Origin of the sequence: Candidatus Dactylopiibacterium carminicum, assembly GCF_014736495.1 — a bacterium.
Taxonomy (GTDB): Bacteria; Pseudomonadota; Gammaproteobacteria; order Burkholderiales; family Rhodocyclaceae; genus Uliginosibacterium; species Uliginosibacterium carminicum.
On record NZ_MDUX01000001.1, the window covers coordinates 91878 to 116447 of the forward strand.

The 24570-nt window shown below is 62.4% G+C and carries 24 protein-coding genes; 20 read left to right on the top strand and 4 right to left on the bottom strand.

Annotated features, from left to right (window positions below):
- Positions 1–19: 19 nt before the first annotated feature.
- Entirely contained in the window at positions 20–955 is a 936-nt protein-coding gene (locus BGI27_RS00470) for a carbohydrate kinase family protein (RefSeq protein WP_095522967.1), read from the top strand.
- A 14-nt stretch (positions 956–969) separates the two neighbouring features.
- On the top strand, positions 970–1467 hold the full coding sequence (locus BGI27_RS00475; protein ID WP_223871500.1) for an outer membrane lipoprotein: 498 nt from the start codon (positions 970–972) through the stop codon (positions 1465–1467).
- Between the two features lie 268 nt (positions 1468–1735).
- Here the strand turns inward: BGI27_RS00475 and BGI27_RS00480 are convergent, their stop codons facing one another.
- The 3 genes from BGI27_RS00480 to lpxC all read right to left on the bottom strand — a co-directional run bounded on the left by BGI27_RS00480 (position 1736) and on the right by lpxC (position 4012).
- Positions 1736–2806 carry a CAP domain-containing protein gene (locus tag BGI27_RS00480; protein ID WP_095522969.1) on the bottom strand — a complete coding sequence of 357 codons (1071 nt, stop codon included), beginning with the start codon at positions 2804–2806 and terminating at the stop codon, positions 1736–1738.
- An 89-nt stretch (positions 2807–2895) separates the two neighbouring features.
- Positions 2896–3033, bottom strand: a complete 138-nt coding sequence (locus BGI27_RS00485; protein WP_170942869.1) for a hypothetical protein — start codon at positions 3031–3033, stop codon at positions 2896–2898.
- 58 nt (positions 3034–3091) lie between these two features.
- The gene (gene lpxC, locus BGI27_RS00490) at positions 3092–4012 is read right to left on the bottom strand and encodes a UDP-3-O-acyl-N-acetylglucosamine deacetylase (RefSeq protein WP_095522970.1); all 921 of its coding nucleotides are present in this window, start codon (positions 4010–4012) and stop codon (positions 3092–3094) included.
- Between the two features lie 144 nt (positions 4013–4156).
- On the opposite strand from lpxC, the gene amrB reads away from it, so the two are divergent.
- The 7 genes from amrB (at position 4157) to tilS (ending at position 11768) form a co-directional block, all read left to right on the top strand.
- Entirely contained in the window at positions 4157–4975 is an 819-nt protein-coding gene (amrB, locus tag BGI27_RS00495) for an AmmeMemoRadiSam system protein B (RefSeq protein WP_095522971.1), read from the top strand.
- A 116-nt stretch (positions 4976–5091) separates the two neighbouring features.
- Entirely contained in the window at positions 5092–5772 is a 681-nt protein-coding gene (locus BGI27_RS00500) for a dienelactone hydrolase family protein (RefSeq protein WP_095522972.1), read from the top strand.
- Positions 5753–6460, top strand: a complete 708-nt coding sequence (aat, locus tag BGI27_RS00505; protein ID WP_095522973.1) for a leucyl/phenylalanyl-tRNA--protein transferase — start codon at positions 5753–5755, stop codon at positions 6458–6460. Before BGI27_RS00500 ends, aat begins: the two co-directional genes overlap by 20 nt.
- Entirely contained in the window at positions 6461–7207 is a 747-nt protein-coding gene (locus BGI27_RS00510; RefSeq protein WP_095522974.1) for an arginyltransferase, read from the top strand. It abuts the gene before it with no gap.
- Between the two features lie 83 nt (positions 7208–7290).
- Positions 7291–9162: a polysaccharide biosynthesis protein gene (locus BGI27_RS00515; RefSeq protein WP_095522975.1), complete on the top strand. Its 1872-nt coding sequence runs from the start codon at positions 7291–7293 to the stop codon at positions 9160–9162.
- A 269-nt stretch (positions 9163–9431) separates the two neighbouring features.
- Complete coding sequence (locus BGI27_RS00520; RefSeq protein ID WP_095523014.1) at positions 9432–10397, top strand: acetyl-CoA carboxylase carboxyltransferase subunit alpha; 966 nt, start codon at positions 9432–9434, stop codon at positions 10395–10397.
- Between the two features lie 96 nt (positions 10398–10493).
- Positions 10494–11768, top strand: coding sequence for a tRNA lysidine(34) synthetase TilS (gene tilS, locus BGI27_RS00525; RefSeq protein WP_170942870.1), 1275 nt, complete (start codon positions 10494–10496; stop codon positions 11766–11768).
- 39 nt (positions 11769–11807) lie between these two features.
- Here the strand turns inward: tilS and BGI27_RS00530 are convergent, their stop codons facing one another.
- Positions 11808–13778, bottom strand: a complete 1971-nt coding sequence (locus BGI27_RS00530; protein ID WP_095522977.1) for an ATP-binding protein — start codon at positions 13776–13778, stop codon at positions 11808–11810.
- Between the two features lie 131 nt (positions 13779–13909).
- Here BGI27_RS00530 and ndk point away from each other — a divergent pair, with 131 nt between their 5' ends.
- From ndk to hflX, 11 genes are all read left to right on the top strand, one after another.
- A complete protein-coding gene (gene ndk, locus BGI27_RS00535) occupies positions 13910–14335 on the top strand; it encodes a nucleoside-diphosphate kinase (protein WP_095522978.1) in 426 nt (141 codons plus the stop codon).
- Positions 14336–14368: 33 nt separating this feature from the next.
- The gene (gene rlmN, locus BGI27_RS00540; protein WP_095522979.1) at positions 14369–15466 is read left to right on the top strand and encodes a dual-specificity RNA methyltransferase RlmN; all 1098 of its coding nucleotides are present in this window, start codon (positions 14369–14371) and stop codon (positions 15464–15466) included.
- A complete protein-coding gene (gene pilW / locus BGI27_RS00545; RefSeq protein WP_095522980.1) occupies positions 15463–16305 on the top strand; it encodes a type IV pilus biogenesis/stability protein PilW in 843 nt (280 codons plus the stop codon). The genes rlmN and pilW overlap by 4 nt, the downstream gene beginning before the upstream one ends.
- Positions 16302–17213 (top strand): helix-turn-helix domain-containing protein, encoded by a 912-nt coding sequence (locus tag BGI27_RS00550; RefSeq protein ID WP_095522981.1) that lies wholly within the window; start codon positions 16302–16304, stop codon positions 17211–17213. The genes pilW and BGI27_RS00550 overlap by 4 nt, the downstream gene beginning before the upstream one ends.
- Positions 17214–17224: 11 nt before the next feature.
- Positions 17225–18469 (top strand): flavodoxin-dependent (E)-4-hydroxy-3-methylbut-2-enyl-diphosphate synthase, encoded by a 1245-nt coding sequence (ispG, locus tag BGI27_RS00555; protein ID WP_095523015.1) that lies wholly within the window; start codon positions 17225–17227, stop codon positions 18467–18469.
- A gap of 4 nt (positions 18470–18473) precedes the next feature.
- Entirely contained in the window at positions 18474–19757 is a 1284-nt protein-coding gene (gene hisS / locus BGI27_RS00560; protein WP_095522982.1) for a histidine--tRNA ligase, read from the top strand.
- A 51-nt stretch (positions 19758–19808) separates the two neighbouring features.
- Positions 19809–20462, top strand: coding sequence for a YfgM family protein (locus tag BGI27_RS00565; RefSeq protein WP_095522983.1), 654 nt, complete (start codon positions 19809–19811; stop codon positions 20460–20462).
- Positions 20459–21598: an outer membrane protein assembly factor BamB gene (gene bamB, locus BGI27_RS00570; RefSeq protein WP_095522984.1), complete on the top strand. Its 1140-nt coding sequence runs from the start codon at positions 20459–20461 to the stop codon at positions 21596–21598. Before BGI27_RS00565 ends, bamB begins: the two co-directional genes overlap by 4 nt.
- Positions 21599–21610: 12 nt before the next feature.
- On the top strand, positions 21611–22945 hold the full coding sequence (gene der, locus BGI27_RS00575; protein WP_095522985.1) for a ribosome biogenesis GTPase Der: 1335 nt from the start codon (positions 21611–21613) through the stop codon (positions 22943–22945).
- Between the two features lie 92 nt (positions 22946–23037).
- Positions 23038–23295, top strand: a complete 258-nt coding sequence (gene hfq / locus BGI27_RS00580) for an RNA chaperone Hfq (RefSeq protein WP_095522986.1) — start codon at positions 23038–23040, stop codon at positions 23293–23295.
- 131 nt (positions 23296–23426) lie between these two features.
- Positions 23427–24557, top strand: a complete 1131-nt coding sequence (gene hflX / locus BGI27_RS00585) for a GTPase HflX (protein WP_095522987.1) — start codon at positions 23427–23429, stop codon at positions 24555–24557.
- Positions 24558–24570 lie beyond the last annotated feature (13 nt).

A 24570-nucleotide genomic window follows, 5' to 3' on the forward strand; every position in this document is an offset into this window, starting at 1 on the left:
CTTCCTTCCCGGAATCCCTATGTCAGTCCTAATCTGCGGCTCCATGGCCTACGACACCATCATGGTGTTCAATTCCCAGTTCAAGAAATTCATCCTGCCCGAGCAGATCCATATCCTGAACGTTTCCTTCCTGGTGCCCGAGATGCGCCGGAATTTTGGCGGCTGCGCGGGCAACATCGCCTATTCGCTGAAGCTGCTGGGAGGCGAGCCGCTGATCATGGCGACAGTCGGGGATGATGCCGATGCCTATCTGCGGCGCCTGGAATCCTTGCAGATCAGCGCGCGGCATGTGCGGCGCGTGCCCGAGACGTTTACTGCGCAGGCCTTCATCACCACCGATCTGGACGATAACCAGATCACGGCATTCCACCCGGGCGCGATGAGTCAGTCGCACCTGAATCATGTGCGCGATGCCCAGGGCGTGCAGCTGGGCATCGTTTCGCCGGACGGGCGCGAGGGCATGCTCCAGCATGCGCGTGGCTTCGCCGAGGCCGGCATCCCCTTCGTGTTCGACCCGGGGCAGGGGCTGCCTCTGTTTTCGGGCGAGGATCTGCTGGGTCTGCTGGATCTGGCAACCTGGTGTACGCTCAATGACTATGAGGCCCGCCTGGTCTGCGACAAGACAGGCCTGCCGATCGAGGCGCTGGCGGAACGAGTGGACGGTCTGATTGTCACACTCGGCGCGGAGGGGTCACGGATCCATGCCGGTGGTCGTTGCGTGGATGTCAGCGCAGTGCCGGCGCAGAACGTTGTAGACCCCACGGGCTGTGGCGATGCGTATCGTGGCGGCCTGCTCTACGGATTGAGTCAAGGCTGGTCACTGGAGCGGGCTGCACGGTTGGCCTCCACGATGGGGGCGTTGAAGATCGCGCATCGAGGCGGCCAGGACTATACGGCCTCGCGCGAGGATATCGCGGCAATCCATGCTGCGGCCTATGGCGAGCGGCCCTGGTGAAACGGAGTTCCATGATGAAGAAAAAGCTCGTAGCGCTGGCCCTGGTGGCCGGGGCCCTCTCCTTGACTGGCTGCGTGCGCAGTCTGGCGGGTGACACCTATTCACGCGAGGAGGCGCAACGCCCGATCTCCTTCCGTGAAGGCACCTTGCTGGAGGTGCGCAAAGTCCGCCTGCAGGGCACCAACAGCGGTGTCGGCACCGCGTCGGGGGCTGTCATCGGCGGCGTGGCCGGCAGCGGTGTGGGTGCCGGACGCGGTGCGGTGGTCGGCGCTGTGGTCGGTGCCGTCGTCGGCGGCCTGGCCGGAGCAGTCTCCGAAGAAGGCCTGACACGCGAGGAGGCCTGGGAGCTCACTGTCCGCATGAGTGGTGGCGAGTCGATCGTGATGGTACAGGAGATCGGCAAGGAAAACTTTGTCGTCGGCGAGCGCGTGCGCGTGCTGCAGAGCCAGGGCAAGACGCGTGTATCGCCGGCATCGGCACAGACGCCGTCGGACAACAGAGCGTCCTTCTGAACCGTCTGCGATGAAGAAAGGCCCGCATCTGTTGCCAGGTGCGGGCCTTTTGCTTAGAACCTGTTCATAGTCTTACTGCGAGGCCGTGATCGGGGCTCATGCGCTGCTCGGCTGCCCACGGCTGGCTTTGCACAGCCAGCCGGCTACGGCGGCGCGCAGCATGCTGCGCGAAACCCCGCCTGCGCCCTCATGTATCCACATACACTCCGGTTCCTGCGCTGCTCTTCGCACCGCTGACGGCCTCTCGCTACAGACTTTGAACAGGTTCTTACTGCAGCCGGAAACTGTATTCGTAGTTGCGCGTGCCGCCATTGACCAGCACGTTGTCGATACGCACGGTGTAGGTCACGTTGTCCTGCAGGCTGTCGAGTTTCCACTGGAGACTGTTGGCCAGGCCGTAGCCGCTGTAGTCGTGTGAGACGTCCGATGCGCTCAGACTGTTGCCCGAAGCGTCGCTGACCGCGATCGTGGCGTTGGCAAAACTGACGTGGTCGCTGCCATTGGCCCAGCGATCCGTCTTGCTTGCGATGGCGGAGAAGGAGAGATACCAGTTCTTGGCGAAATCGCTGACGGGATAGTCGCCATGAGGGTAGGCGACGAAATCCGGCGCCATGCTGCTGACACTCGTACGTTCCCCGCCGATGGTGCGCAAGGTGGAGGCCATGTAGCTGGTGCTGCCGCTGACATCGTCTACGCGGCCGAAGGCGGTGGCCCCCATGAACGGGAACAGGACCCATCGGCGATGTCCCAGCGAAGAGACGTTCTCGTCGATCAGGTAGGCCCGGATGGCTTCCGTGCTGGCCTGCGATAGCGTGCTGCTGCCCCAGGCGCTGCTGTAGTAGAGGTTGCTGGTGCCGGCCAGCCGGGAGGCTTCACTGGTGTAGCAGTTGCCGTTACCGCTTGGCGTGTGGGTCAGGCTCCGGTTGGCCACCATGTACATCGCGGCCTGGGCGGCTGCCGAATCATCACTACTGTCGTAACTGACGCTTGGCAGACCATGCCGGTCGCGGATTCCGTTGAGGCGGGCGAGCACCGCCGTGCGTTCGCTGTCGTTGAGCGCACCGACACTGCAACCGGCCACGCTCGGCAACGTGGCGTATACGCTGGCACTGCTGACGCTGGATGCCCGTTGGCTGCTGCTGGACGAGGATTGACTGCCTGCACTCGTGGATGAACGCGCACTGCTGGAGTGTGAGGCGGTAGCGCTCGAGGTACTCGAAGCGCCTGCCGGCGCCGCCGTTTCGGCGATGTCGCCGCCGCCACCGCCACAGGCAGCGAGGCTCAGCAGCAGACTGGTGAGCAGCAGGGGAAGATGCGGGAGGAATGGCCGTTGCGGCATGACAGACCTTGGAGCAGAGTCGGGTGCTCCAAGGTACTGCGGTGCAAGGGATCACAGCCTGCCGCGAGTCGGCCCTGGCTTGCCGTGCTTCATACCAGTGGTGCGATCAGGCGCTCGAAGATCAGCAGGGCGAAGAACACCAGTGCGATGGCCAGGGCATAGCGGGCCAGACGCCAGGCGCGGTCAAACCATTCGCGCTGTCGCTGAGCAGGCCCATGCCCACGCATACGGCGATGGCCAGGACTATCAGCAGGGCGGCAATGCGCAGGATCAACATGCTATACGTCAGGCTGCCTGCAGTTCGAGTTGGCCGCGCAGCGGCACCGGAACCTGGGCGTCGTCTTCAAAGCTGACGATCTCCCAGGCTTCCTTGTCCTCGAGCAGCACGCGCAGGATCTGGTTGTTGAGCGCATGGCCGGATTTGTTGGCGACATAATGGGCGAGCAACGGATGACCGCAAAGATAGAGGTCACCGATGGCGTCCAGCACCTTGTGTTTGACGAATTCGTCGCTGTATCGCAATCCGTCCGGATTCAGGATGCGGTATTCGTCGAGCACGATGGCGTTGTCCAGGCTGCCGCCCTTGGCAAGCCCCATGCCGATGAGTGCCTCGAGATCCTGCACGAAGCCGAAAGTGCGTGCGCGTGCCACGTCACGGACATAGTTCTGCGCGGCGAAGTCTATCGTGACCTTGGTGCCGGTGCCGTCGATGGCCGGATGGTTGAAATGGATGGCGAAGGTGAGTTTGAAGCCATCGTGGGGCTCCAGGCGCACGGTCTTGTCGCCTTCCACGTATTCGACAGCCTTCTTTACGCGCAGGAAGCGTTTGGGCGCGTCCTGGAATTCCAGCCCGACGGACTGGATCAGAAATACGAAGGGCGCTGCGCTGCCATCGAAGATCGGGATCTCGGGCGCGTCGATATCGACATAGCAGTTGTCCACACCGAGGCCGGCCAGGGCGGACATCAGATGCTCCACCGTGCCGATCTTGGCATTGCCTTTCTGCAGGCCGGAGCACATGCGGGTGTCGACCACGGAATAGGGGTCGTTGGCGGGCATATCCACGGGTGGGTCGAGATCGACACGGCGGAAGATGATGCCGGTATCGGGCGCGGCAGGTCGCAGGGCCATTTCGACGCGTTTGCCGCCGTGTAGCCCGACCCCGGTGGCGCGGACGATGGCTTTCAGGGTTCTCTGTTTGATCACGGCGGTCTATCCTGTTGTTGTATCAGTCAAATTCCGGCGCAGAGTTTAGCACCCCCGTATCGCCTGCCGGACGGGTGGTGGCGATAGGAGCAGGCTATCCATGCCGATCCACGCGAAGCGATGGCGCCAGTATGGACGCACGACATGGCTTTCCACGCTGTTCGCCCCGCCATGGTGGCCGGGCATTTCTATCCTGTCGATCCTCAAGCGTTGACGGCGCAGATCCAGGGCTTGCTGGCCCATGCCGTTCCGTCCGATGCGCTGGTGCCGCCCAAGGCCTTGATCGTCCCGCATGCTGGGTATCTGTATTCCGGTCCGATAGCGGCCAGCGCCTATGCGCAACTGCAGCCCTGGCGCGATGTCATCCGGCGTGTAGTGCTGCTGGGCCCCAGTCATCATGAGCATTTCCCGGGCGTGGCCGTGGCCGGCACCGGCGCCTTCGCGACCCCCTTGGGCGAGGTGCCCGTGGACCACGATGCCGTGTTCGCAATGGCTCAACGCGCGGGCGTACTGGTGGATGACAGGCCGCATGCACGCGAACACGCGCTGGAGGTGCAGCTGCCGTTCCTGCAGACGGTGCTGGGGCATTTCCGCGTACTGCCGCTGCTGACAGGGATGGTCGAGCCGGGGGCGCTTGCCGGGTTGCTGGATGCAGTCTGGGGTGGGCCGGAAACGCTGATCGTGGTCAGCTCCGATCTGTCGCATTACCAGCCCTACGAGCAGGCCCGCGAGCAGGATACGGCCAGTGTGGCCAGCATGCTGGCGCTTGCTCCGACCTTGCAACAGACGGATGCCTGCGGCGTCAGCGGTGTCAATGCGCTGTTGATGGCTGCGCGCAATCATGGTCTTCAGGCGACCCTGCTGGATATGCGCAACTCCGGTGACACGGCGGGCGAGCGCGGTAGTGTGGTCGGTTACGCGGCCGTGAACTTCACCATGCAGACAAGGCACGCGGTGCATTGATTCCGAGTACGAAGGCAATAACGACAGGCGCGGCGGTGCGGGGCGATTTCACGGACTGGACTTTTCGCTGGCCCTGACCAACACTCCGCCCAACGCCTTCCCGTGTTTCCGGCCACATGAGCTTCCATCTCCGTCATACCGATATCCGGATCCAGGCCGAGCGTGCCTGGCTCGACGCATTGCTCAGTCATGCCCCGGATGTGCGCGGGCTTGTCGTTTGTGCGCAGCCTTACATCAACAACCTGCGGGAGTCTCGTGAGTACCATGCTGCCGCCATCCTGCGCCAGGCTGGGTTCGCCACGCTGGTGCTGAGCCTGCTGACGCCACAGGAGGAACAGCGCGACCCCGATCTGCGTTTCGATGTCGCCCAACTGGTTCATCGCTTGCTCGCCGTGCTGACCTGGGCAGAGCAGCAGCCGGATCTGGCCGGGCTGCCCGTGGGGCTGCTGGGGGACGATACTGCGATTGCGGCTGCGGTTCGTCTTGCTGCGCGCGAACCCGGGCATCTGGAGGCTCTGGTGAGTCGATGCGGGCGCATCGATCTGGTCGGCGGTGAGCCTCTGCGTCGTCTGATGACGCCGTTGCTTGTCCTGGCGCCAGGGGAAGGGAGCGTGTCGCCACAGTCGGCCCGAACGGCGTATGACTGTGTCGGGGGCGAGAAAGCCTGGCAGGCGCTGGAGGGTGTCAGCGATGGCCTGGCGGAAGCGGGAGCGATGGAGGCTGCAGCCCGGGCCGCATGTACGTGGTTCCAGCAACATCTGCCGGAGCGTGACGGCGATGATCCCGTGGCTGACTGAGCAGCCGGTCTTTCCTTCGCCCAGTCGTGCATTGCGCGAGCCTGCGGGCCTGCTCGCCGCTGGGGGCAGGCTGACGCCGGAATGGTTGCTGAACGCCTATCGTCAGGGCATTTTCCCCTGGTTCAGCGAAGGGGATCCCATCCTCTGGTGGAGCCCCGATCCGCGTATGGTGCTGCGACCCGGTGCGGTGCGAATCAGCCATTCGCTGCGCAAAACCCTGCGTGCAAGCCATTACGAAATACGCTGCGACACGGCGTTCGCCGAGGTGATGGCTGCCTGCGCTGCTCCTCGGGACGGGCAGGCGGGAACCTGGATACTGCCCGAGATGCGTGCGGCCTATGTCCGGCTGCACGAACTGGGCTGGGCGCATAGCGTGGAAACCTGGATGGATGGCGAGCTGGTCGGAGGGCTGTATGGCGTGGCTATCGGGCGTGCATTCTTCGGGGAATCGATGTTCCACCGTGTGCGCGATGCTTCGAAGATCGCCTTTGCCCATCTTGCTGCGCTGCTGCAAGACAGGAACTACGCCATACTGGATTGTCAGATGAGTACCGCACACTTGGCGTCGTTGGGCGCTGCCGAGATGTCGCGCAGCCAGTTCGTGGCCGAGTTGGCCGCACTGTGCGTAGAGGGGCCGGTGCCTGCGCGTTGGCCTGTGGATCATGCCTGTCGCGAGTGGAGGGATTGAGTGTCGCAGTTGCAGGATCTGCCCTACTCCCTGCTGCAGTTCTATACCACAGCCCCCTATGAGTGCTCCTATCTGGCCCAGCGTCTGGCGCGTTCGCAGGTGGCCACGCCGGGGCATCTGGTGGATGCCCTGGTATATGGCGAACTTGTACGCCAAGGGTTCCGGCGCAGCGGCATTTACACCTATCGGCCCTGGTGCGATCAGTGTCAGGCCTGTATTCCGGTGCGGCTACCGGTGGCGGATTTCACGCCCAACCGCAGTCAACGGCGGACCTGGCAAAAGCATGCCGGCCTGAGGGCAGAAGAACTTCCGCTGAGATACAGGGAAGACCATTACGAGCTGTATCGCCGCTATCAGCTGGTGCGCCACAACGGCGGCGGCATGGATCAGGATAGCCGCGAGCAGTACGGTAGCTTCCTGCTCGAGAGCCAGGTCGATACCCGCCTGATCGAGTTTCGCGAGGCAGGCGTGCTTCGCATGGTGTCCATTATCGACCGGCTGTCCGACGGGCTTTCCAGCGTTTACACCTTCTTCGACCCTGAAATCGAGCACGCCAGCTTCGGCGGTTATGGTGTGCTCTGGCAGATTGAAGCCTGCCGTCAGATCGGTGGGGACTACGTTTACCTGGGGTATTGGATCCGGGACTGCGGGAAAATGAGCTACAAGCGCCAGTATCGGCCGCTCGAAGGCTTGATCGGAGGAAGCTGGCGTCGCCTCGAAGAGGAAGATTTCCTGCATCTTGGGTGACCCATCGGGCACTTTCGACTTGGGTTTTCGTGTGCTCTGGCCGAGAATGCCGCGCCTGCTTCCGTGGATCGCCCGCGTCATCGATGAATCTGTACAAAACCCTGCTGGTATTCGTATTCGACCTCCTGGCCGCTGCGCTCGCCTGGTGTGGCGGTTTCTGGCTGCGCTTCAACTTTGAATGGCCGGCAGGGTTTGCACCGACCATCTGGCTGGGGCTGGCGTTGCTGCTACCTGCACATGCGTTCATCTGCTATGTCGCCGGGCTGTATCGCGGGTTGTGGATATTCGCCAGTCTCCCTGATCTCAAGCGGGTATTGAAGGCCGTCGCTGGGGCGCTGATTGTGCTGGTGGCCTTCAGCCTTATCTATCAGCCGCAGCCTGTTGTGCCGCGCTCCCTGCTGGTGCTCTATCCGATGCTGCTGTTGCTCGCCATGGCGGGAGGGCGTGTGGCGTACCGCATGTGGAAAGAGCACCGGATGTTCGGCGCACTTGCCGCGCAGGGAAAACCGGTGATCGTGGTCGGGGCCGGGAGGGCTGCTGCGATGTTGCTGCGTGATATCGAAAAGAGTCCGGACTGGCGCGTGGTCGCCCTGCTGGATGACAACGTCGGCAAACGGGGACGCGATCTCAGTGGTGTACGTGTGCATGGTGCCATTGGTGCCTTGCCGGATCTGGCGCGGGAGCTCAAAACGCGCCACGTGATCCTGGCCATTCCTTCGGCACGTGCCGAATTGCGCCGTCGTCTCGCGGATCTGTGTGGTGAGGCGGGGCTGCAACTGCTGACTGTGCCGGTATTGGAGGACATCCTGTCCGGCAAACTTTCAGTCAACAGTATCCGAAGGGTTGAGATCGAGGATCTGCTCGGGCGGGAAACCGTGAGCATCGAAACAGGGAACGTCATTAGTCTGCTGTCGGGCAAGATCGTGCTGGTGACGGGCGCTGGCGGTTCCATCGGTGCGGAGCTCTGCCGGCAGATCGCGCATTTTGCACCGGCGCGTGTGCTGCTCTATGAACTCAACGAATACGCGCTCTATTCCATCGAACAGTGGTTTGCGCATCATCATCCTGAAATCGAGGTGAGGCCGCTTGCGGGCGATGTGAAGGATGCCGTCCGGCTTCAGGAAGTTTTTTCCGTTTGGCGGCCACAGGTGGTGTTCCATGCCGCAGCCTACAAGCACGTGCCGCTGATGGAGGTGGACAATGCCTGGCAGGCCGTGCGCAACAACGTACTCGGCACGCTGAATGTCGCGCGCCATGCGCAGGCCTACGGGGCTGAGCGTTTCGTGCTGATCTCCACCGACAAGGCGGTGAATCCCACCAACGTCATGGGAGCGACCAAGCGCCTGGCTGAAATGTTGTGTCAGGCGCTGTATGCCGTGCAGGGGACTACGGTGTTTGCCACCGTGCGTTTCGGCAATGTGCTGGGCAGCGCCGGCAGCGTGATCCCGAAGTTCCAGGAGCAGATCGCCCGTGGCGGTCCGGTCACGGTTACCCACCCGGAGATCACGCGCTATTTCATGTCGATCCCGGAGGCCAGTTTGCTGGTGCTGCAGGCCGGCAGCATGAGCCGGGGGGGCGAGGTTTTCGTGCTCGACATGGGAGACCCGGTGAAGATCGTCGATCTGGCGCGCAATATGATCCGCCTGTCGGGCTACAGCGAAGGCCAGATCCGTATCGAGTTCTCGGGCTTGCGTCCGGGGGAAAAACTGTACGAAGAATTGCTGGTGGATGCCGAGCAGACCTTGGCCACGCATCACCCCAAGCTGCGTGTGGCACGGGCACGTCCGGTCGTGGCCGATCTGGTCATGGAGGTCGAATCCTGGCTGAGGTCGCCCAGCCAGAGCGATGCACAGGTGCGCGCCGGGCTGCAGCGCTGGGTTGCCGAATATCAACCGGTATCTCATGGCACGGCATCGCCGGCTGCGTGTGAGGGGCGCAAGCCTGCGGTGCGGTGACTATGCCTTACGGAGTGCGATGCTTGCCGTTTGCCTTCCCGTCAGTTTCTGTGGGCGTGACCGCGCTCTTGCCCGCAGCTGCCTTGGTGTGGGGAACGGTAGGCGCCACGTGCCTTTCCTGTATTGAGCCTGTGGCGCATCGATGCCTGCATTGATTGTGCAATACGCAAGCGTTCGTTTCATCTGTTTGATTAGATTGAACTATTTTGATTGGGTGCGTTCGCGGTGATCGGGTACAATGCTGACCTTTCGTTTTGACCCGCCGCCTCGTGAAGACAACCTTTCTTGACTTCGAACAGCCTATTGCCGATCTGGAAAGCCGGATCGAGGAGCTGCGCTTCGTCCAGGATGATTCCGCCGTCGATATCTCAGAGGAAATCGCCCGGCTGGAAGTCAAGCGGCAGGCGCTGACCAAGGATATCTACGCCAAGCTCACGCCCTGGCAGATCGCGCAGGTGGCACGTCATCCGCAGCGCCCCTATACGTTCGACTACGTCGGGCACATTTTCACCGACTTCCAGGAATTGCACGGTGACCGGGCCTTTGCCGACGATAAGGCGATCGTGGGCGGACTGGCTCGTTTCAACGGGCAGAGTTGCATGGTGATCGGCCATCAGAAGGGGCGTGACACCAAGGAAAAGATCCTGCGCAATTTCGGCATGCCGCGCCCCGAGGGCTATCGTAAAGCCCTTCGCCTGATGAGACTGGCAGAGAAGTTCGGTATTCCGGTTTTCACCTTCGTGGATACTCCTGGGGCCTATCCCGGTATCGATGCGGAAGAGCGCGGTCAGTCCGAAGCCATTGGCCATAATCTTTATGCGATGTCCGAGCTGTGCGTGCCCATCGTCACCACGGTGATCGGTGAGGGCGGCTCAGGTGGTGCGTTGGCGATTGCCGTGGCCGATCAGGTTCTGATGCTTCAGTTTTCCACTTATTCCGTGATTTCACCCGAAGGTTGCGCCTCCATCCTCTGGAAAAGTGCAGACAAGGCGCCCGAGGCTGCGGAGATCATGGGCATCACGGCTGCGCGCCTGAAATCCCTGAGTCTGATCGACAAGGTGGTGAACGAGCCTGTGGGTGGCGCCCATCGCGATCATCGCGCCATGGCGGTCACGCTCAAGCGGGCGCTGCAGGAATCCCTGCGTCAGCTGACCGATCTGTCTCCGCAGGAGCTGACCGAACGGCGCTTCGCTCGCCTGTTGTCCTACGGCAAGTTCAAGGAACTGGCAGCCTGAACGGCGACGTAAGCGTCGCACGGCCAATCAGTCGGTCCGATGCGGCCGCGTTTCTTTCCGGGCATCGGCGTTGGGGCATCGCCCTACAATCCGCACATGCCCGACGTTGATCTGGAAAACCGGCTGCGGCCCACCTTGCGCGATTGCGCAGGGTTGCGCCTGTGCGTGGCCTATAGCGGCGGCCTGGACTCCTCCGTCCTGTTGCACCTCCTGGCGCGGCTTGCACCTGAAGGCGGATACGTTCTGTCTGCCATCCATGTTCATCATGGTTTGAATGCCCGGGCCGATGCCTGGGCGGTGCATTGCGCCCGGGCTTGTGCCGGTCTGGGCATTCCGCTGCATATCGAACGTGTCGTCGTCGAGCCTGCCGGCAAAGGGGTCGAGGCAGCTGCGCGTGAGGCCAGGCATGCTGCATTTGTCGGGCAGGATGTCGACTGGATTCTGCTTGCACACCATGCCGACGATCAGGCCGAGACTTTGCTGCACCGTCTGATGCGTGGCACGGGCGTGGCCGGTGCTGGTGCCATGCGTGTGCGCGACGCGTCGCGTCGCTTGTGGCGCCCCTTGTTGGAGGTGTCGCGTGCGGAGCTGGAAACCTGGGCCCGTGCGCAGGGCTTGGGCTGGATCGAAGACGATAGCAACGAGAATCGGCGGTATACCCGGAACTATCTGCGTCATGCCGTGATGCCCCTGCTGCGGGAGCGTCAGCCGGCCGTGGTCCAGGCGCTGGGAAGGGCCGCGGCCCATTTCGCGGAGTCGGAGGATCTGCTGCAGGTTCTGGCGCGCCAGGATCTGGCGACCATCGATCCGGGGAGCCCCGATTCGCGCGCTGTATTGCAGGCGTTGGGGGGGCCACGGATGCGCAACGTGCTGCGCCACTGGCTGGCCGGATGTGGCGCACCAATCCCGTCCGCCAGCCGTTTGGCGCTGTTGTGCGATGCATTGTCAGGGGATGGCCCGGTCCGCCAGTGTTTCGGGGAATACGCCGTCTGTGCTTATCACCGGCGCCTTTGGCTGGAGCCGGCCATCCTGCCTGAACCGATGGCTTGCGCTTGGTCCGGCGAGCATGAATTGCCGTGGGGCGTGGGGCGTTTGCGGTTTGAGTCGGGCGCCCCCGGGGATCATCTGCAGATCCGGCCCAGACAGGGCGGGGAGGTGATGAGCCTCGGCGCGGGCCGGCCGCGGCGTCCGCTTAAATCCTTGTGCCAGGACGCCGGCTTGCCGGCCTGGTGGCGGGCGCAATTGCCTTTGCTGTACTGCGGCGAGACCCTGCTGTGGGTTGGCGGGCTGGGATTCTCGGCGGAAGCGTTGGCGAAGGAGTTGAGTTGGCGGCCGTCCTGGTTGGCGCCGGATGGGCGTTGGTTGGACTGATGCGGTGATGTCCTGTACTTCAGGACATGCCGAAACGCCTCAGGCGTCGTCCGCCTCGCCCAGCGGCAATTGCAGGAAGAAGCTCGTGCCGCCGCCTTCTGCGGGTTCGAACCACAGGCGTCCGTTGTGCTGCTCTGCGATGGAGCGGCAGATCTTGAGCCCCATGCCCATGCCTTCGGGTTTGGTGGTGAAAAAGGAGTCGAACAGCTGATCGGCAATCTCGGCCGGTACGCCGCCCCCCTGGTCGGCGACCCACAGACGCACACCGCCACTGCAGGATTCGCTGCCTACCCGCAGCATGCGTCGTGTGTCGGGTTGGTCGTGCATGGCATCCATGCCGTTGCGCATCAGGTTGAGCACCAGCTGTTCGATCATCACGCGGTCGCCGTGGATCAGGGGCAGGTCTTCGTTCAACACCAGTTGCAGCTTGATGTGGCGGCGTTGCAGGTCTGGCTCCAGCAGCCCTGCGGCTTCCCTGATCGCTGCATTGACCTGCATCTGTTCCCGGCGTGACTCGCTGCGGCGTACGAAGCCGTAGATGCGATGGATGATGCGTCCTGCGCGCTGTGCCTGATAGTTGATCTTGCCGAGGATGTCGGTGAATTGTTTTTCATCGAAGCGACCGGCCTTCAGCGCATTCAGGCAGCCCGCACTGTAACTGGCGATGGCCGAGAGGGGCTGGTTGAGTTCGTGTGCCAGCGTGGAGGCCATTTCGCCCATGGTGACCAGGCGTGCAGTGGCTTCCAGATGTTGCTGTTGCTCGCGCGCCAGCACCTCGGTGCGCTTGCGCTCGGTGATGTCCAGCACCGAACCGACCCAGCCGGTATGCACGCCATCTGCATCGATCATGGGGGCTTCGAAGACCAGGGCGTCGAACAGCTGGCCGTCCTGGCGCCGATAGCGGGTTTCTGCGGTCTTGGTTGGTGCGTCTGCCAGATGCAAGGGTTCGATGGTTTGCATCGCGGCATCCTGCTCCGGCCAGTACGGCATTGGCGGTTGGTGACCGCGCAGTTGATCCTCCGGCCAACCGACCATGCGGCAGAAGGCGGCATTGACGTAAGTGATGCGGCCTTGCAGGTTGCGAGCCCGCAGGCCGACCTGCGTGGAGTTTTCCATGGCGATGCGGAATGCATGTTCGGCGCGTAGCGCCGATTCCGTTTCCTGCAGACGCAGTACGCGATTGCGCAGCATCCACAGGCTCCAGGCGATCACCAATGAAAGCCCGCCCAGCACCAGGATGACGAGTAATGGCGTTACGCGCGTGGTGGCGCGATAGCTGTCTACACGGATGCCCAGGCTGTTCATGTGATCAAAGCGCACACTGAAGCCTGCCTCGGGGCTGATTGATCCCGCGTCGGTGGTTGCTGCCAGCGCCTTGCCGTCACCATCAATGAAAGAAAGCCGGTAGCGCTCGGCAAACCACCAAGGCACATGTCGGCTGATCACCTTGGGTAGCGAGAAGATCCCGATCGCATAGCCGTGAAAGTCGTTGGTGCCAAAAACGGGGAGCGCGAGCTCGATGACGCCCATGCCATCCGGCTGGGCATAAGGAGGGGAATACACCGGCCGGTTCAGCGTGCGGGCGCGCATCACGGTGATGGCGTGTTCGTCGCTCAGGCGGATCGGTGCGGCACTGGCTGGCAGCGTGCTCAGCAGCAGTCCGTTGGAGTCCAGCCAGAGAATGGCGATAAGGCCGGAGTCTCCCTGTAGCAGTTCACGGATTTTTTCCTGTGCCGCGTCCGAATGAATCTCGCCGCCGATGCCGAACTGGTTGCCGACGCGCAGGAGTTCGTTCCCCGTGCTTTCGAACTGGAAGCGCAGGTTCTGCTCCATCCACAGCGTGTCGCTGATCAGCATGGCGCGGCGTTCGTCACGCTCCTGGGCAAGACCGAACCAGGTGACGAGGCCGACGAAGCTCACCAGCGCGAGAATGGTCAGCAACGGCAGACGCCAGAACCAGGGGCCGGTGCGGGGAGGGCGGATGGGCAGCTGCCCGGGGGGAGACGACATGCACTCAATGTTATCGCGACAGGGCCAGCTTGTGCTGGAATCGGCAACCTGGGGTGAATGTGCTGTTAAAATGAGCGGTTACGTAAAAAACGAAGGCAGTTTGCCGCCCATTTCCGCCCCGAGGAGACCCCATGAGCCTGCAACGCACCCTGTCCATCATCAAGCCCGATGCGGTTGCGCGTAACTGCATCGGCCGTATCTACCAGCGTTTCGAGGACGCCGGACTGAAAATCGTGGCCGCCCGCATGCTGCAACTTTCGTCGCAGGAGGCGGGTCAGTTCTATGCGGTACACCGTGAGCGTCCGTTCTATGGCGAGTTGGTCGAGTTCATGAGTTCCGGCCCGGTCATGGTGCAGGTGCTCGAAGGCGAGAGTGCCATCCTGCGTCACCGCGAGCTGATGGGGGCCACGGATCCGAAGAAGGCGGCGCCAGGCACCATTCGCGCTGATTTTGCCGAGTCCGTGCAGATCAATGCCGTCCATGGCTCGGATGGAGAGGATACTGCCGCGCAGGAAATCGCCTTCTTCTTTCCTGGCCTGAGCATCCACTCGCGCTGAGAAACACGCCTGACGACCGGAGTTGTATTCCCGATGAGTACCACCAATCTTCTCGATCTTGATGCCGACGCGCTGGTGGCTTGGTTCGCCGAGCGAGGCGAGAAGCCGTTCCGGGCGCGCCAGGTGCTGCGCTGGATCCATCGCTTCGGGGAGACCGATTTCGATGCCATGACCGACGTGGCCAAAAGCCTGCGTGCACTGCTCAGGGACACGGCTTGCGTGCGCCCGCCGGTGCCGGTCAGTGACAAGCTTTCGGCAGATGGCACACGCAAGTGGTTGATGGATGTCGGCAACGACAATGCCGTGGAAACGGTATTCATCCCGGAAGCCACGCGCGGTACCCTGTGCATTTCCTCGCAGGCAGGTTGTGCGCTCGACTGCGCCTTCTGCTCCACCGGCAAGCAAGGCTTCAACCGCAACTTGAGCGCGGCCGAGATCATTGGCCAGTTGTGGTTGGCCAATCGTTTGCTCGGCGCTGAACCGAACGGTGAGCGCATCATCAGCAATGTGGTGATGATGGGCATGGGAGAGCCGCTGACGAACTTCGACAGCGTTGTCTCGGCACTCAAACTGATGCTTGACGACCACGCCTATGGCCTGTCGCGGCGCCGGGTGACCGTGTCCACCGCGGGTGTGGTGCCCGGCATCGACCGCTTGCGCGAGGAGTGCCCGGTAGCGCTGGCGGTTTCGTTGCATGCGCCCAATGATGTGTTGCGCGACAGACTGGTGCCCATCAATCGCAAATATCCGCTCAAGGAACTGCTGGCGGCCTGCCTGCGTTATCTTGACCGTGCTCCCCGCGATTTCATCACCTTCGAATACATCATGCTCGCGGGCATCAACGATCAGGACGAACACCTGCGCCAGCTCATCGAGATCGCTCGCCAGGTTCCGTGCAAGTTCAACCTGATACCTTTCAATCCTTTCCCACAATCCGGGCTGCGTCGTTCCGCAGCTCCGGTGGTCCGCCGTTTCTCGCAACTGCTCAATGAGGCCGGTATCGTCACCACCACACGCAAAACGCGCGGTGACGATGTGGACGCTGCCTGCGGCCAGCTGGCCGGACAGGTGATGGACAAAACGCGCCGCACCCGCAAACCGATCATCCCAGTTCACGAGGTGAATCAATGAGCCGTTCCGTCGCCCCGACCATGTCCGCAATTCTGGCTGGATGCCTGCTGGCGGCCTGCACTACGGAGCCCGTGCGTTCCGACAGCATGGCTGTGGCAGCTCCTGCCGTCAGCGGTTCGGCGATCCCGGTTTCGCGTCCGATATCCGAGCAGATCCCGTCGAATCCCACGACACGATCGGCAAAGGCGCATACCGAGCTGGGCATGGCCTATATGCGTAGTGCGCGCAACGGCGTGGCGATGGACGAGGCCAGGATTGCCATCAAGGCGGATGCTGGGTATGCACCAGCTCATTTGTTGATGGGCATGGTGTACGCCTTGCAGGAACAACCGGAGCTGGGGCGCCCCTACTTCGAAGAGGCCGTGCGTCTGGCGCCGGGAGACCCGGAGATCAATACTGCTTATGGCTGGTTCCTGTGCTCCCAGGGCAAGGAAGCCGATGGCCTGCGCAGGATCGAGGCTGCCGCGCGCAACCCGTATTTCACGACGCCGGGCAATGCCTGGATGAGTGCCGGCATGTGTTTGCTGCGCATGCGTGACTACCCGGCTGCGGAAGACCGATTCCAGCGCGCGGCACAGTCGGATGCCAAAAACACCGAGGCGTTGATTGCCCTGGCCGAAACTCTCTACATGCAGGACAAGCTGCCGCGTGCGAAGCACTGGCTGGATCAGGCCATGAAGCGTGTTGCGCGCCAACCGCCCGGCGTGCTCTGGCTGGCGATCCGCATCGAGCGCAAGCTGGGCAATCAGAGCCTGATGCAGGTCTTTGCGAGCCGGTTGCAGCAGGATTATCCGAACTCCAACGAGGCGATGTTGTACCGTGAGGGGAAATTCGAGTGAGTGAGCAAGAAACGGAAGCCAGGACGTCTCCCTGGCAGACTCTGCGTGAGGCGCGCGAGGCGCGCGGATTGAGCCTGCAGGATGTGAGTGCCCATCTGAAGCTGGCTCCGCGCCAGCTGGAAGCCATTGAGCGAGGAGAGTACGAACGCCTGCCTGGCTTGGCCTTCGCGCGGGGCTTCGTGCGCAATTACGCCCGTTTTCTCGGTGTTGACGCCGCGGCCTGTCTGAAGATCATGGATGGTGCCGAAAAGCCTGCGCCGGCCGAGGTCGCTTCGCAGATGACCACTCCCAGTCTGGGGCGTATGCCCACGCCTGGAGACTCACGCTATTCCGCGTTGCCGGCGGCGCTGGTGGTTCTGGCGATTCTGGTCGTACTTGGCGCGGGCTGGTATTTCCGCTGGTTCGAAGCGCGTGACACATTCGAAGCACTGGGTAGCGAGAGTGCCGTGGTGATGAGCGAAGCTGCATTGGTACTGCCGAAGGCCGAAGACCCCACGCCTGGGAGCATCTCCGAGCCTTTGCTGCAGGCCCCGGCTGCCTCTGCGCCCGAAGCCTCTGCCGTGGCTGTTTCCAGTGTGTCCAGTAGTCATCCGGCGCCGGCTGCCGCGCCCGTGGTTTCCGCGCCTGCGCCTGCGCTGGTCTCCGCTTCTGTCCCAACCCTCAGCGCCGCCGCGCCGCGACTGGTGTTTACGTTTTCCGGTGAGTCTTGGGTAGAGGTTCGCGACGCGGAGGGGCGTTTGTTGTATTCGCGCCTGAATCAGCCAGGGTCCGTGCAGGAGGTGCAAGGCACGCCGCCTTTCGATCTGGTGATCGGCAATGCACCGCGGGTCAAGCTCGTCTGGCGCGACAAGCCCGTGGATCTTGTATCCGCCACACGTGGCGAGGTTGCCCGCCTGAAACTTCAGTAATGAGTCAAAGCATGACAGCAGATATCCCAGGAGCCGCCGCTGCCGCGCGCCACGCCACCCGCCAGGTGCGCATCGGGCGGGTGCTGGTCGGCTCCGACGCACCCATCGTGGTCCAGTCGATGACCAACACCGACACTGCGGATCACATAGCCACCGCGATCCAGATCGCGCAGCTGGCGCGAGCCGGTTCCGAGCTGGTACGCATCACGGTCAATAACGATGAGTCCGCGCGTGCCGTGCCGCGTATCTTCGAGCAACTGGCAAAGATGGATGTCGACGTGCCCATCATTGGGGACTTCCATTACAACGGGCACAAGCTGCTGATCGAGAATCCAGACTGTGCGCAGTTGCTAGCCAAATACCGCATCAATCCGGGCAACGTCGGCCAGGGGACAAAGCGTGACACGCAGTTCGCGCAGATCGTCGAACTCGCCTGCAGGCATGACAAGCCCGTGCGTATCGGCGTGAACTGGGGCAGCTTCGATCAATCCGTGCTGGCGCGCATGATGGATGCGAATGCCCAACGGGCGACCCCTTGGGATATCGGTGCGGTGATGCGCGAGGCGCTGATCGTCTCCGCGCTGGAATCCGCGCAGGCGGCCGAAGGCGTCGGCCTGGCGGCAGACCGCATCATCCTGTCATGCAAGGTTTCCAGCGTGCAGGATCTGATCGCCACCTATCGCGAACTGGCGCGTCGCTGTGACTATCCGCTGCATCTTGGTCTCACCGAGGCAGGCATGGGCAGCAAGGGCATCGTGGCATCGACGGCAGCACTGGCCGTATTGCTGCAGGAAGGCATCGGCGACACCATCCGCGTCTCGCTGACGCCGGAGCCGGGTGAGTCGCGTACGCAGGAAGTCATCGTGGCGCAGGAGATCCTGCAGACCATGGGGCTGCGGGCCTTCACGCCGATGGTTACGGCTTGTCCGGGCTGCGGTCGGACTACCAGCACCTTCTTCCAGGAGCTGGCGCAAAATGTGCAAAGTTATGTGCGCGAGCAGATGCCCGTCTGGCGTACGCAATATGACGGCGTCGAAAACCTGACCCTGGCCGTGATGGGGTGCGTGGTCAATGGCCCGGGCGAGAGCAAGCATGCCAACATCGGCATCTCGCTGCCGGGAACCGGGGAAAGTCCGGCCGCGCCGGTCTTCATCGACGGGCAGAAAGCCGTGACCCTGCGTGGAGACAATATCGCAGCGGAGTTCCGAACCATTCTCGATAATTACGTTGCAACGAAATACACCAAGAAGATCTGAACCGATGAGTACCAAACTGCAAGGCGTGCGCGGCATGAACGACCTGCTTCCTGATGAGGCCGAGCGCTGGGAAGCCTTTGAGGAGATCGTGCGCGACTGGCTCAAGAGCTATGGTTATCGCCCGATCCGCTCCCCCATCGTCGAGCCGACTGCCCTGTTCCATCGTGGCGTGGGCGAGCATACCGACATCGTCGAGAAGGAGATGTACAGCTTCGAGGACCGTCTCAATGGCGAGCAGCTTACGCTGCGTCCCGAGGGAACGGCCTCCTGCGTGCGCTCCGTGATCGAACACAACCTGCTGTTCCAGAACTCGCAGCGTCTCTACTACAGTGGACCGATGTTCCGCCACGAACGCCCCCAGAAGGGACGGTACCGCCAGTTTCATCAGGTCGGGGTCGAAGCGCTGGGGTTTGCCGGGCCGGATATCGATGCAGAGCACATCGTGATGTGCCGTCGGTTGTGGGATGATCTCGGGCTTGAAGATGTCGAGCTGCAGCTCAACTCCTTGGGAGATGCGGCCGAGCGGGCTACGCACCGAGCCGAGTTGATCGCCTATCTGGAGCGCCATCAGGATCAGCTGGATGAAGACGGCAAGCGTCGCCTGCACGCCAATCCGCTGCGTGTGCTGGATACCAAGAACCCTGCGTTGCAGGACATTGTGGATGCCGCGCCGAAGCTGCTCGATTATCTGGGCGCGGAATCACTCAAACACTTCGAGGCCGTGCAGGCCATGCTGCGCGAGGCCGCCGTACCCTATCGCATCAATCCGCGTCTGGTGCGCGGGCTGGACTACTACAACCGCACCGTGTTCGAATGGACGACCACGCGCCTGGGCGCGCAGGCAACTTTCTGCGCAGGCGGGCGCTACGACAGTCTGATCGAGCAACTGGGCGGGCGTGCCTCACCGGCCTGCGGCTTCGCCATGGGCATGGAGCGCGTGATGCTGCTGTGGCAGGACGGGCTGGAGGCGGGATCGCTGGTGAGTCCGGATCTGTATGTTGTGCACCAGGGCGAAAGGGCGCAACCCTTCGCCTTCCGCGCGGCGGAACTGTTGCGTAGTGCGGGCTTCGCGGTGGTGTTTCACTGTGGCGGTGGCGGGTTCAAGTCGCAGATGAAGAAGGCTGATGCCTCCGGTGCCGCGTTTGCCGTGATCGTGGGCGATGATGAGGCGGCGGCTGGCATGCTTGCCCTCAAACCACTGCGCGAGGCAGGAGAGCAGGTCTCCCTGGCGCCCGAAGCCGCAGCCGAATGGCTGGCAGAGCGGCTTTATGGTGACGATGAGGCCTGAGGGCGCGACGCAAGATTGATGATCCATTGAAACTAGAAACGGAAACGAGACATGCCCGCATATGATCTGGAAGAACAGGAACAACTGGCAGCCATCAAGGCATGGTGGGAAAAGTACGGCAACCTGCTGACTGGCGTCGCACTGGTGGTGGCGCTGGCCGTCAGTGGTGTGCAGGGCTGGCGCTGGTATTCCGCCGGCCAGGCCGGCAAGGCTGGTGCACTGTACGCTGCGGTATCCCAGGCAGCCTTGGCCAAGGATGCTGACAAGACCCGCGCCCTGACCGACGAACTGATCGACAAGCATGGCAGTACGCTGTCCGCGGAGCTGGCAGCACTGCAGATGGCACAACTCGAGGTTGAAGCCGGCAAGCCGGATGCGGCACGTGCCTACCTCGAGCGGCTGGTCGACAAGGGCAGTGATGCCCTGTTGCGTGATCTGGCACGACTGCGTCTGGCCAGCCTGCAATCCGACGCCGGCGATCTGGATGCGGCCGCCCGTACCTTGCAGGCCACGCCTGTACCCGCCCTGAATGCGCGTTTCGAGGATTTGCGGGGCGACATTCTTTTCGCCAAAGGATCGGCGGATGAGGCGCGTGCGGCCTATCAGCGTGCGCTTGCAGCGATCAACAAGACGCCTGCCTCGGCGCAATCGCAAGGCATCCGTTTCGTGGTTCAGACCAAACTTGACGCCCTTGGAGGGGCATGATGAAACTGCGCTCACCGCTGTTGCTGTGCCTGTTGTCGGCGCTTGTTCTTGCCGCTTGTTCTTCTTCCTCCACGCGGCCACAGCCTTCACCGCTGCCGGTGTTTTCCTCTGCCGCCGAATTGCGCGAGCAGTGGTCTCATGGACCGGGGAAATTGCGCGATGCCCTGCTGCGGCCCGGGTTGGCGGGTGGCAGTGTCTATGCCGCAGGCGAACAGGGGGAGGTGATCCGCATCGATGCCGCCGGGCGACGCGTGTGGCGTGCCGATACGGATATCCGCCTGAGTGGTGGCGTTGCCAGCGATGGTGGCGTGGTATTGGTCGGTGGCAGTGAAGGCGAGCTGGTCGCACTGGATGCCGATTCCGGCAAGCTGCGTTGGCGGACTGCTGTTGGTGGCGAAATTCTTTCCTTGCCATTGATTGCGGACGATCTTGCACTGGTGCGTGTCGGTGACTATCAAATCGCCGCATATGGCTTGACCGATGGCAAGCGCCGTTGGGTGTATCAGCGTACGCAGTCACCCTTGGCCTTGCGCAGCCATAACGGTTTTGTGCGTAGCGGGGATGTCGTGCTGGCTGGTTTCTCGGGGGGCAAGCTGGTGGCGTTGAGTCTGGCGGGCGGGCTGCAACGTTGGGAAGCGACGATTGCCCAGCCGCGTGGCGCGAACGAGCTCGAGCGCATGGCCGATGTTGTCGGCGAACCAGTGCTGGTGGGCGAAATGGTGTGCGCCGCGTCTTTCCAGGGACGGGTGACTTGCGTCGATCGCACCAGTGGTCAATTGCGTTGGGCGCGTGACATTCCTTCCACCACCGGACTTGCTGCCGATGGGGACAGTCTGTACGTCGTGGATTCGCTGGATGCTGTCTATTCGCTGGATGTCGCCACCGGCTCCACGCGCTGGAAGCAGGAAAAACTGGGGTATCGCCAGCTGGTGCGTCCGCTGGTCGTGGGCACGCGCCTTGTGGTGGCCGACGCCCAGGGCTACATCCATGTGCTTGACCGCAGCAATGGCACGTTCGTCGCGCGAGCGCGCGCTGACTCTTCGGGGGTTTTCGCCCCCATGCTCGCACTGCCGAACGATGGCTTCGCGACACAGACCCGCGACGGCGAAGTAATCGCCTGGTCGTTCAAACGCTGAGAAAGCAACCAGGTGAAACCTACGCTGGTGCTGGTGGGCCGACCCAATGTCGGTAAATCCACTCTATTCAACCGATTGACCCGGACCCGCGATGCGCTCGTGGCGGACATGCCGGGGCTGACGCGGGACCGCCACTATGGCATCGGCCGTGTCGGTTCGCGTGATTACTTCGTCGTCGATACCGGAGGCTTCGAGCCACTGGCAAAAGAGGGCGTGGTGGCTGAGATGGCTCGCCAGGCCGAAGCCGCCATTGCGGAAGGCGATGCGTTGCTGTTCATTGTCGATGGGCGTGTCGGTCTGACACCGCACGACAAGCAGATTGCCGATACCTTGCGTCGTGCTGGCCGACCAGTGTTTCTGGTGGTCAACAAGGGTGAAGGCGTCAATCGCGACACCTTCTCGGCGGAATTTCACGAGCTGGGATTCGGTACGCCCTATGTGATCTCTGCCGCGCATGGCGAGGGCGTGCGTCAGCTCGTCGATCTGGTGCTGGAGTCTTTCCCCGCTGCGGCCGAAGAGGATGAGGGGGCCGAGCGTGGCCCACGCGTAGCCATCGTGGGGCGTCCCAATGTAGGAAAATCCACGCTGATCAACGCTTTGCTGGGCGAAGATCGCGTGATTGCCTTCGATATGCCGGGTACGACGCGGGATGCCATTGCGATCCCGTTCGAGCGCAATGGACGAGCTTATACCTTGATCGATACGGCCGGGCTGCGTCGCCGTGGCAAGGTGTTCGAGGCGATCGAGAAATTCTCGGTCATCAAGACGCTGCAGGCGGTGGAAGAGGCGAATGTGGTCGTGATGGTCCTGGATGCGAGCCAGGACATTTCGGATCAGGATGCGCACATTGCCGGGTTCGTGCTCGATGCTGGCCGCGCGCTGGTACTGGCGATCAACAAATGGGACAGTGTTGACGACTATCGCCGCGAACGCGTGCGTGCGGAGATTGAACGCAAGCTCTATTTCCTTGGATTCGCGCGCCATCATTACATCTCCGCGCTGAAGTCGGTCGGAGTTGGCGCGCTGCTCAAATCGGTGGATCTGGCCTATGCCGCAGCCATGGCCAAGTTGCCTACCCCGCGTTTGACGCGTGCACTGCAGCTCGCGGTGAGCAAGCAGGCGCCACCACGGCATGGCGTGTTCAGACCCAAGATGCGCTATGCCCACCAAGGAGGGCAGAATCCACCGGTGGTAGTGGTCCACGGCAATGCGCTCGATCATGTGCCTGAAGCCTATCGACGCTATCTCGAACGCGCCTTCGTGGATACTTTCAAGCTGCAGGGAACGCCTTTGCGCATTGAGTTCCGGTCGGCACACAACCCCTATGCGGACAAGGACAAAGACTGATACCCTGTCTAGCCGACCAGTGACTGGACTGGTCGCAGGCACGCCTGAGGCGTTACCATCAACCCCCATAACAACACCCAGAGGGCCATACCATGAGCAACAAAGGCCAGATGCTGCAGGACCCTTTTTTGAACACCCTGCGTCGCGAACACATCCCGGTTTCCATCTACTTGGTCAATGGCATCAAGCTGCAAGGCCATGTCGAATCTTTCGATCAGTACGTCGTACTGCTGAAGAATACTGTCACCCAGATGGTGTACAAGCACGCCATCTCCACTGTCGTGCCTGCGCGTGCGGTTTCCATCCCGCATGAAAATCCGGCAGAGCCTGCCGCTGCTCCCAAGGACTGAGTTGCCAGGTTCGTCAGCGCGGGCCGCAGGGCCCGCGTCGCGGGTGATTGCGGAAAACCGTTTCTTCTTCCGTTTGTATCCGGTTCGTGGGCCGATCTTGATCACCCACGAGCTTTTGCTCGTCCGTCCGCATGTTTGATCGCCCTAGCGCGGAAGCCAATCGCGCCATCCTCGTTCAGCTTGATTTCGGTCAGCCGGGATTGTCGGAGCGGCTGTCGGAACTGCGTCTTCTGGCAGAGTCTGCGGGGGCCGAGATCGTGGGCGAAGTCTACGGGCCGCGGCGAGCGCCGGATCCTGCCTTGTTCGCAGGTTCGGGCAAGGTTGCCGAAATCGGCGAGCTGGCTGGTCTGCAACAGGCCGACATCATCATCTTCAATCATGAACTGAGCGCGGCTCAGCAGCGGAATCTCGAGCGCGCGCTGGCTCGCCGGGTGATAGACTGTACGGCGCTGATCCTGGATATCTTCGCGCTTCGAGCGAAAAGCCACGAAGGCAAGCTGCAGGTGGAGCTGGCTCAGCTTGAGCATCTATCCACACGCCTGATCCGTGGCTGGACCCACTTGGAACGGCAAAAGGGGGGCATCGGGCTGCGTGGCCCCGGGGAAACACAGCTGGAGACCGATCGCCGCCTGCTGGGCAAGCGTGTGAAGTTGCTCAAGGAGCGGTTGCGATTGCTTGAACGTCAGCGTCAGGTCCGGCGGCGTGGCCGCGAGCGCCGCGATGTACCGACGGTGTCGCTGGTCGGCTATACCAATGCGGGCAAGTCCACGCTGTTCAATGCGGTGACCAAGGCTGGGGCCTATGCTGCTGACCAACTGTTCGCCACGCTGGATACCACGTCGAGGCGTGTCTATCTAGGCGAGGCGGGTGCTGGGGTTGTGCTTTCCGATACGGTGGGGTTCATCCGCGAGTTGCCGCATTCTCTGGTTGAGGCCTTTCACGCCACGTTGGAGGAAACGGCGCAGGCGGATCTACTGTTGCACGTGGTGGATGCGGCTTCGCCGGATCGCGAGGCGCAGATCGAGGTCGTCAATGCGGTATTGGCCGAGATCGGTGCAGGGGATGTGTCCCAGATCCTGGTGTGGAACAAGCTTGACCTGACCCATGGCGAGCCGGCGATCGAGCTTGACGCCTATGGTAAAATCGAACGCGTTTTGCTCAGCGCCCGGACGGGTGCCGGGCTCGGCTTGCTGCGGCAGGCCTTGGCCAATACGCTATATCCCGCTTCCGCAGCGAACGCGGAACCCCCTTCTGATGTCTAGGCACCGAGTATCC

Coding starts and splice junctions, on each gene's coding strand:
- BGI27_RS00470 (WP_095522967.1), top strand. CDS start 20: ATGTCAGTCCTAATCTGCGGCTCCATGGCCTACGACACCATCATGGTG.
- BGI27_RS00475 (WP_223871500.1), top strand. CDS start 970: ATGAAGAAAAAGCTCGTAGCGCTGGCCCTGGTGGCCGGGGCCCTCTCC.
- BGI27_RS00480 (WP_095522969.1), bottom strand. CDS start 2,806: ATGCCGCAACGGCCATTCCTCCCGCATCTTCCCCTGCTGCTCACCAGT.
- BGI27_RS00485 (WP_170942869.1), bottom strand. CDS start 3,033: ATGCGTGGGCATGGGCCTGCTCAGCGACAGCGCGAATGGTTTGACCGC.
- amrB (WP_095522971.1), top strand. CDS start 4,157: ATGGCTTTCCACGCTGTTCGCCCCGCCATGGTGGCCGGGCATTTCTAT.
- BGI27_RS00500 (WP_095522972.1), top strand. CDS start 5,092: ATGAGCTTCCATCTCCGTCATACCGATATCCGGATCCAGGCCGAGCGT.
- aat (WP_095522973.1), top strand. CDS start 5,753: ATGATCCCGTGGCTGACTGAGCAGCCGGTCTTTCCTTCGCCCAGTCGT.
- BGI27_RS00515 (WP_095522975.1), top strand. CDS start 7,291: ATGAATCTGTACAAAACCCTGCTGGTATTCGTATTCGACCTCCTGGCC.
- tilS (WP_170942870.1), top strand. CDS start 10,494: ATGCCCGACGTTGATCTGGAAAACCGGCTGCGGCCCACCTTGCGCGAT.
- BGI27_RS00530 (WP_095522977.1), bottom strand. CDS start 13,778: ATGTCGTCTCCCCCCGGGCAGCTGCCCATCCGCCCTCCCCGCACCGGC.
- ndk (WP_095522978.1), top strand. CDS start 13,910: ATGAGCCTGCAACGCACCCTGTCCATCATCAAGCCCGATGCGGTTGCG.
- rlmN (WP_095522979.1), top strand. CDS start 14,369: ATGAGTACCACCAATCTTCTCGATCTTGATGCCGACGCGCTGGTGGCT.
- pilW (WP_095522980.1), top strand. CDS start 15,463: ATGAGCCGTTCCGTCGCCCCGACCATGTCCGCAATTCTGGCTGGATGC.
- ispG (WP_095523015.1), top strand. CDS start 17,225: ATGACAGCAGATATCCCAGGAGCCGCCGCTGCCGCGCGCCACGCCACC.
- hisS (WP_095522982.1), top strand. CDS start 18,474: ATGAGTACCAAACTGCAAGGCGTGCGCGGCATGAACGACCTGCTTCCT.
- BGI27_RS00565 (WP_095522983.1), top strand. CDS start 19,809: ATGCCCGCATATGATCTGGAAGAACAGGAACAACTGGCAGCCATCAAG.
- bamB (WP_095522984.1), top strand. CDS start 20,459: ATGATGAAACTGCGCTCACCGCTGTTGCTGTGCCTGTTGTCGGCGCTT.
- hfq (WP_095522986.1), top strand. CDS start 23,038: ATGAGCAACAAAGGCCAGATGCTGCAGGACCCTTTTTTGAACACCCTG.
- hflX (WP_095522987.1), top strand. CDS start 23,427: ATGTTTGATCGCCCTAGCGCGGAAGCCAATCGCGCCATCCTCGTTCAG.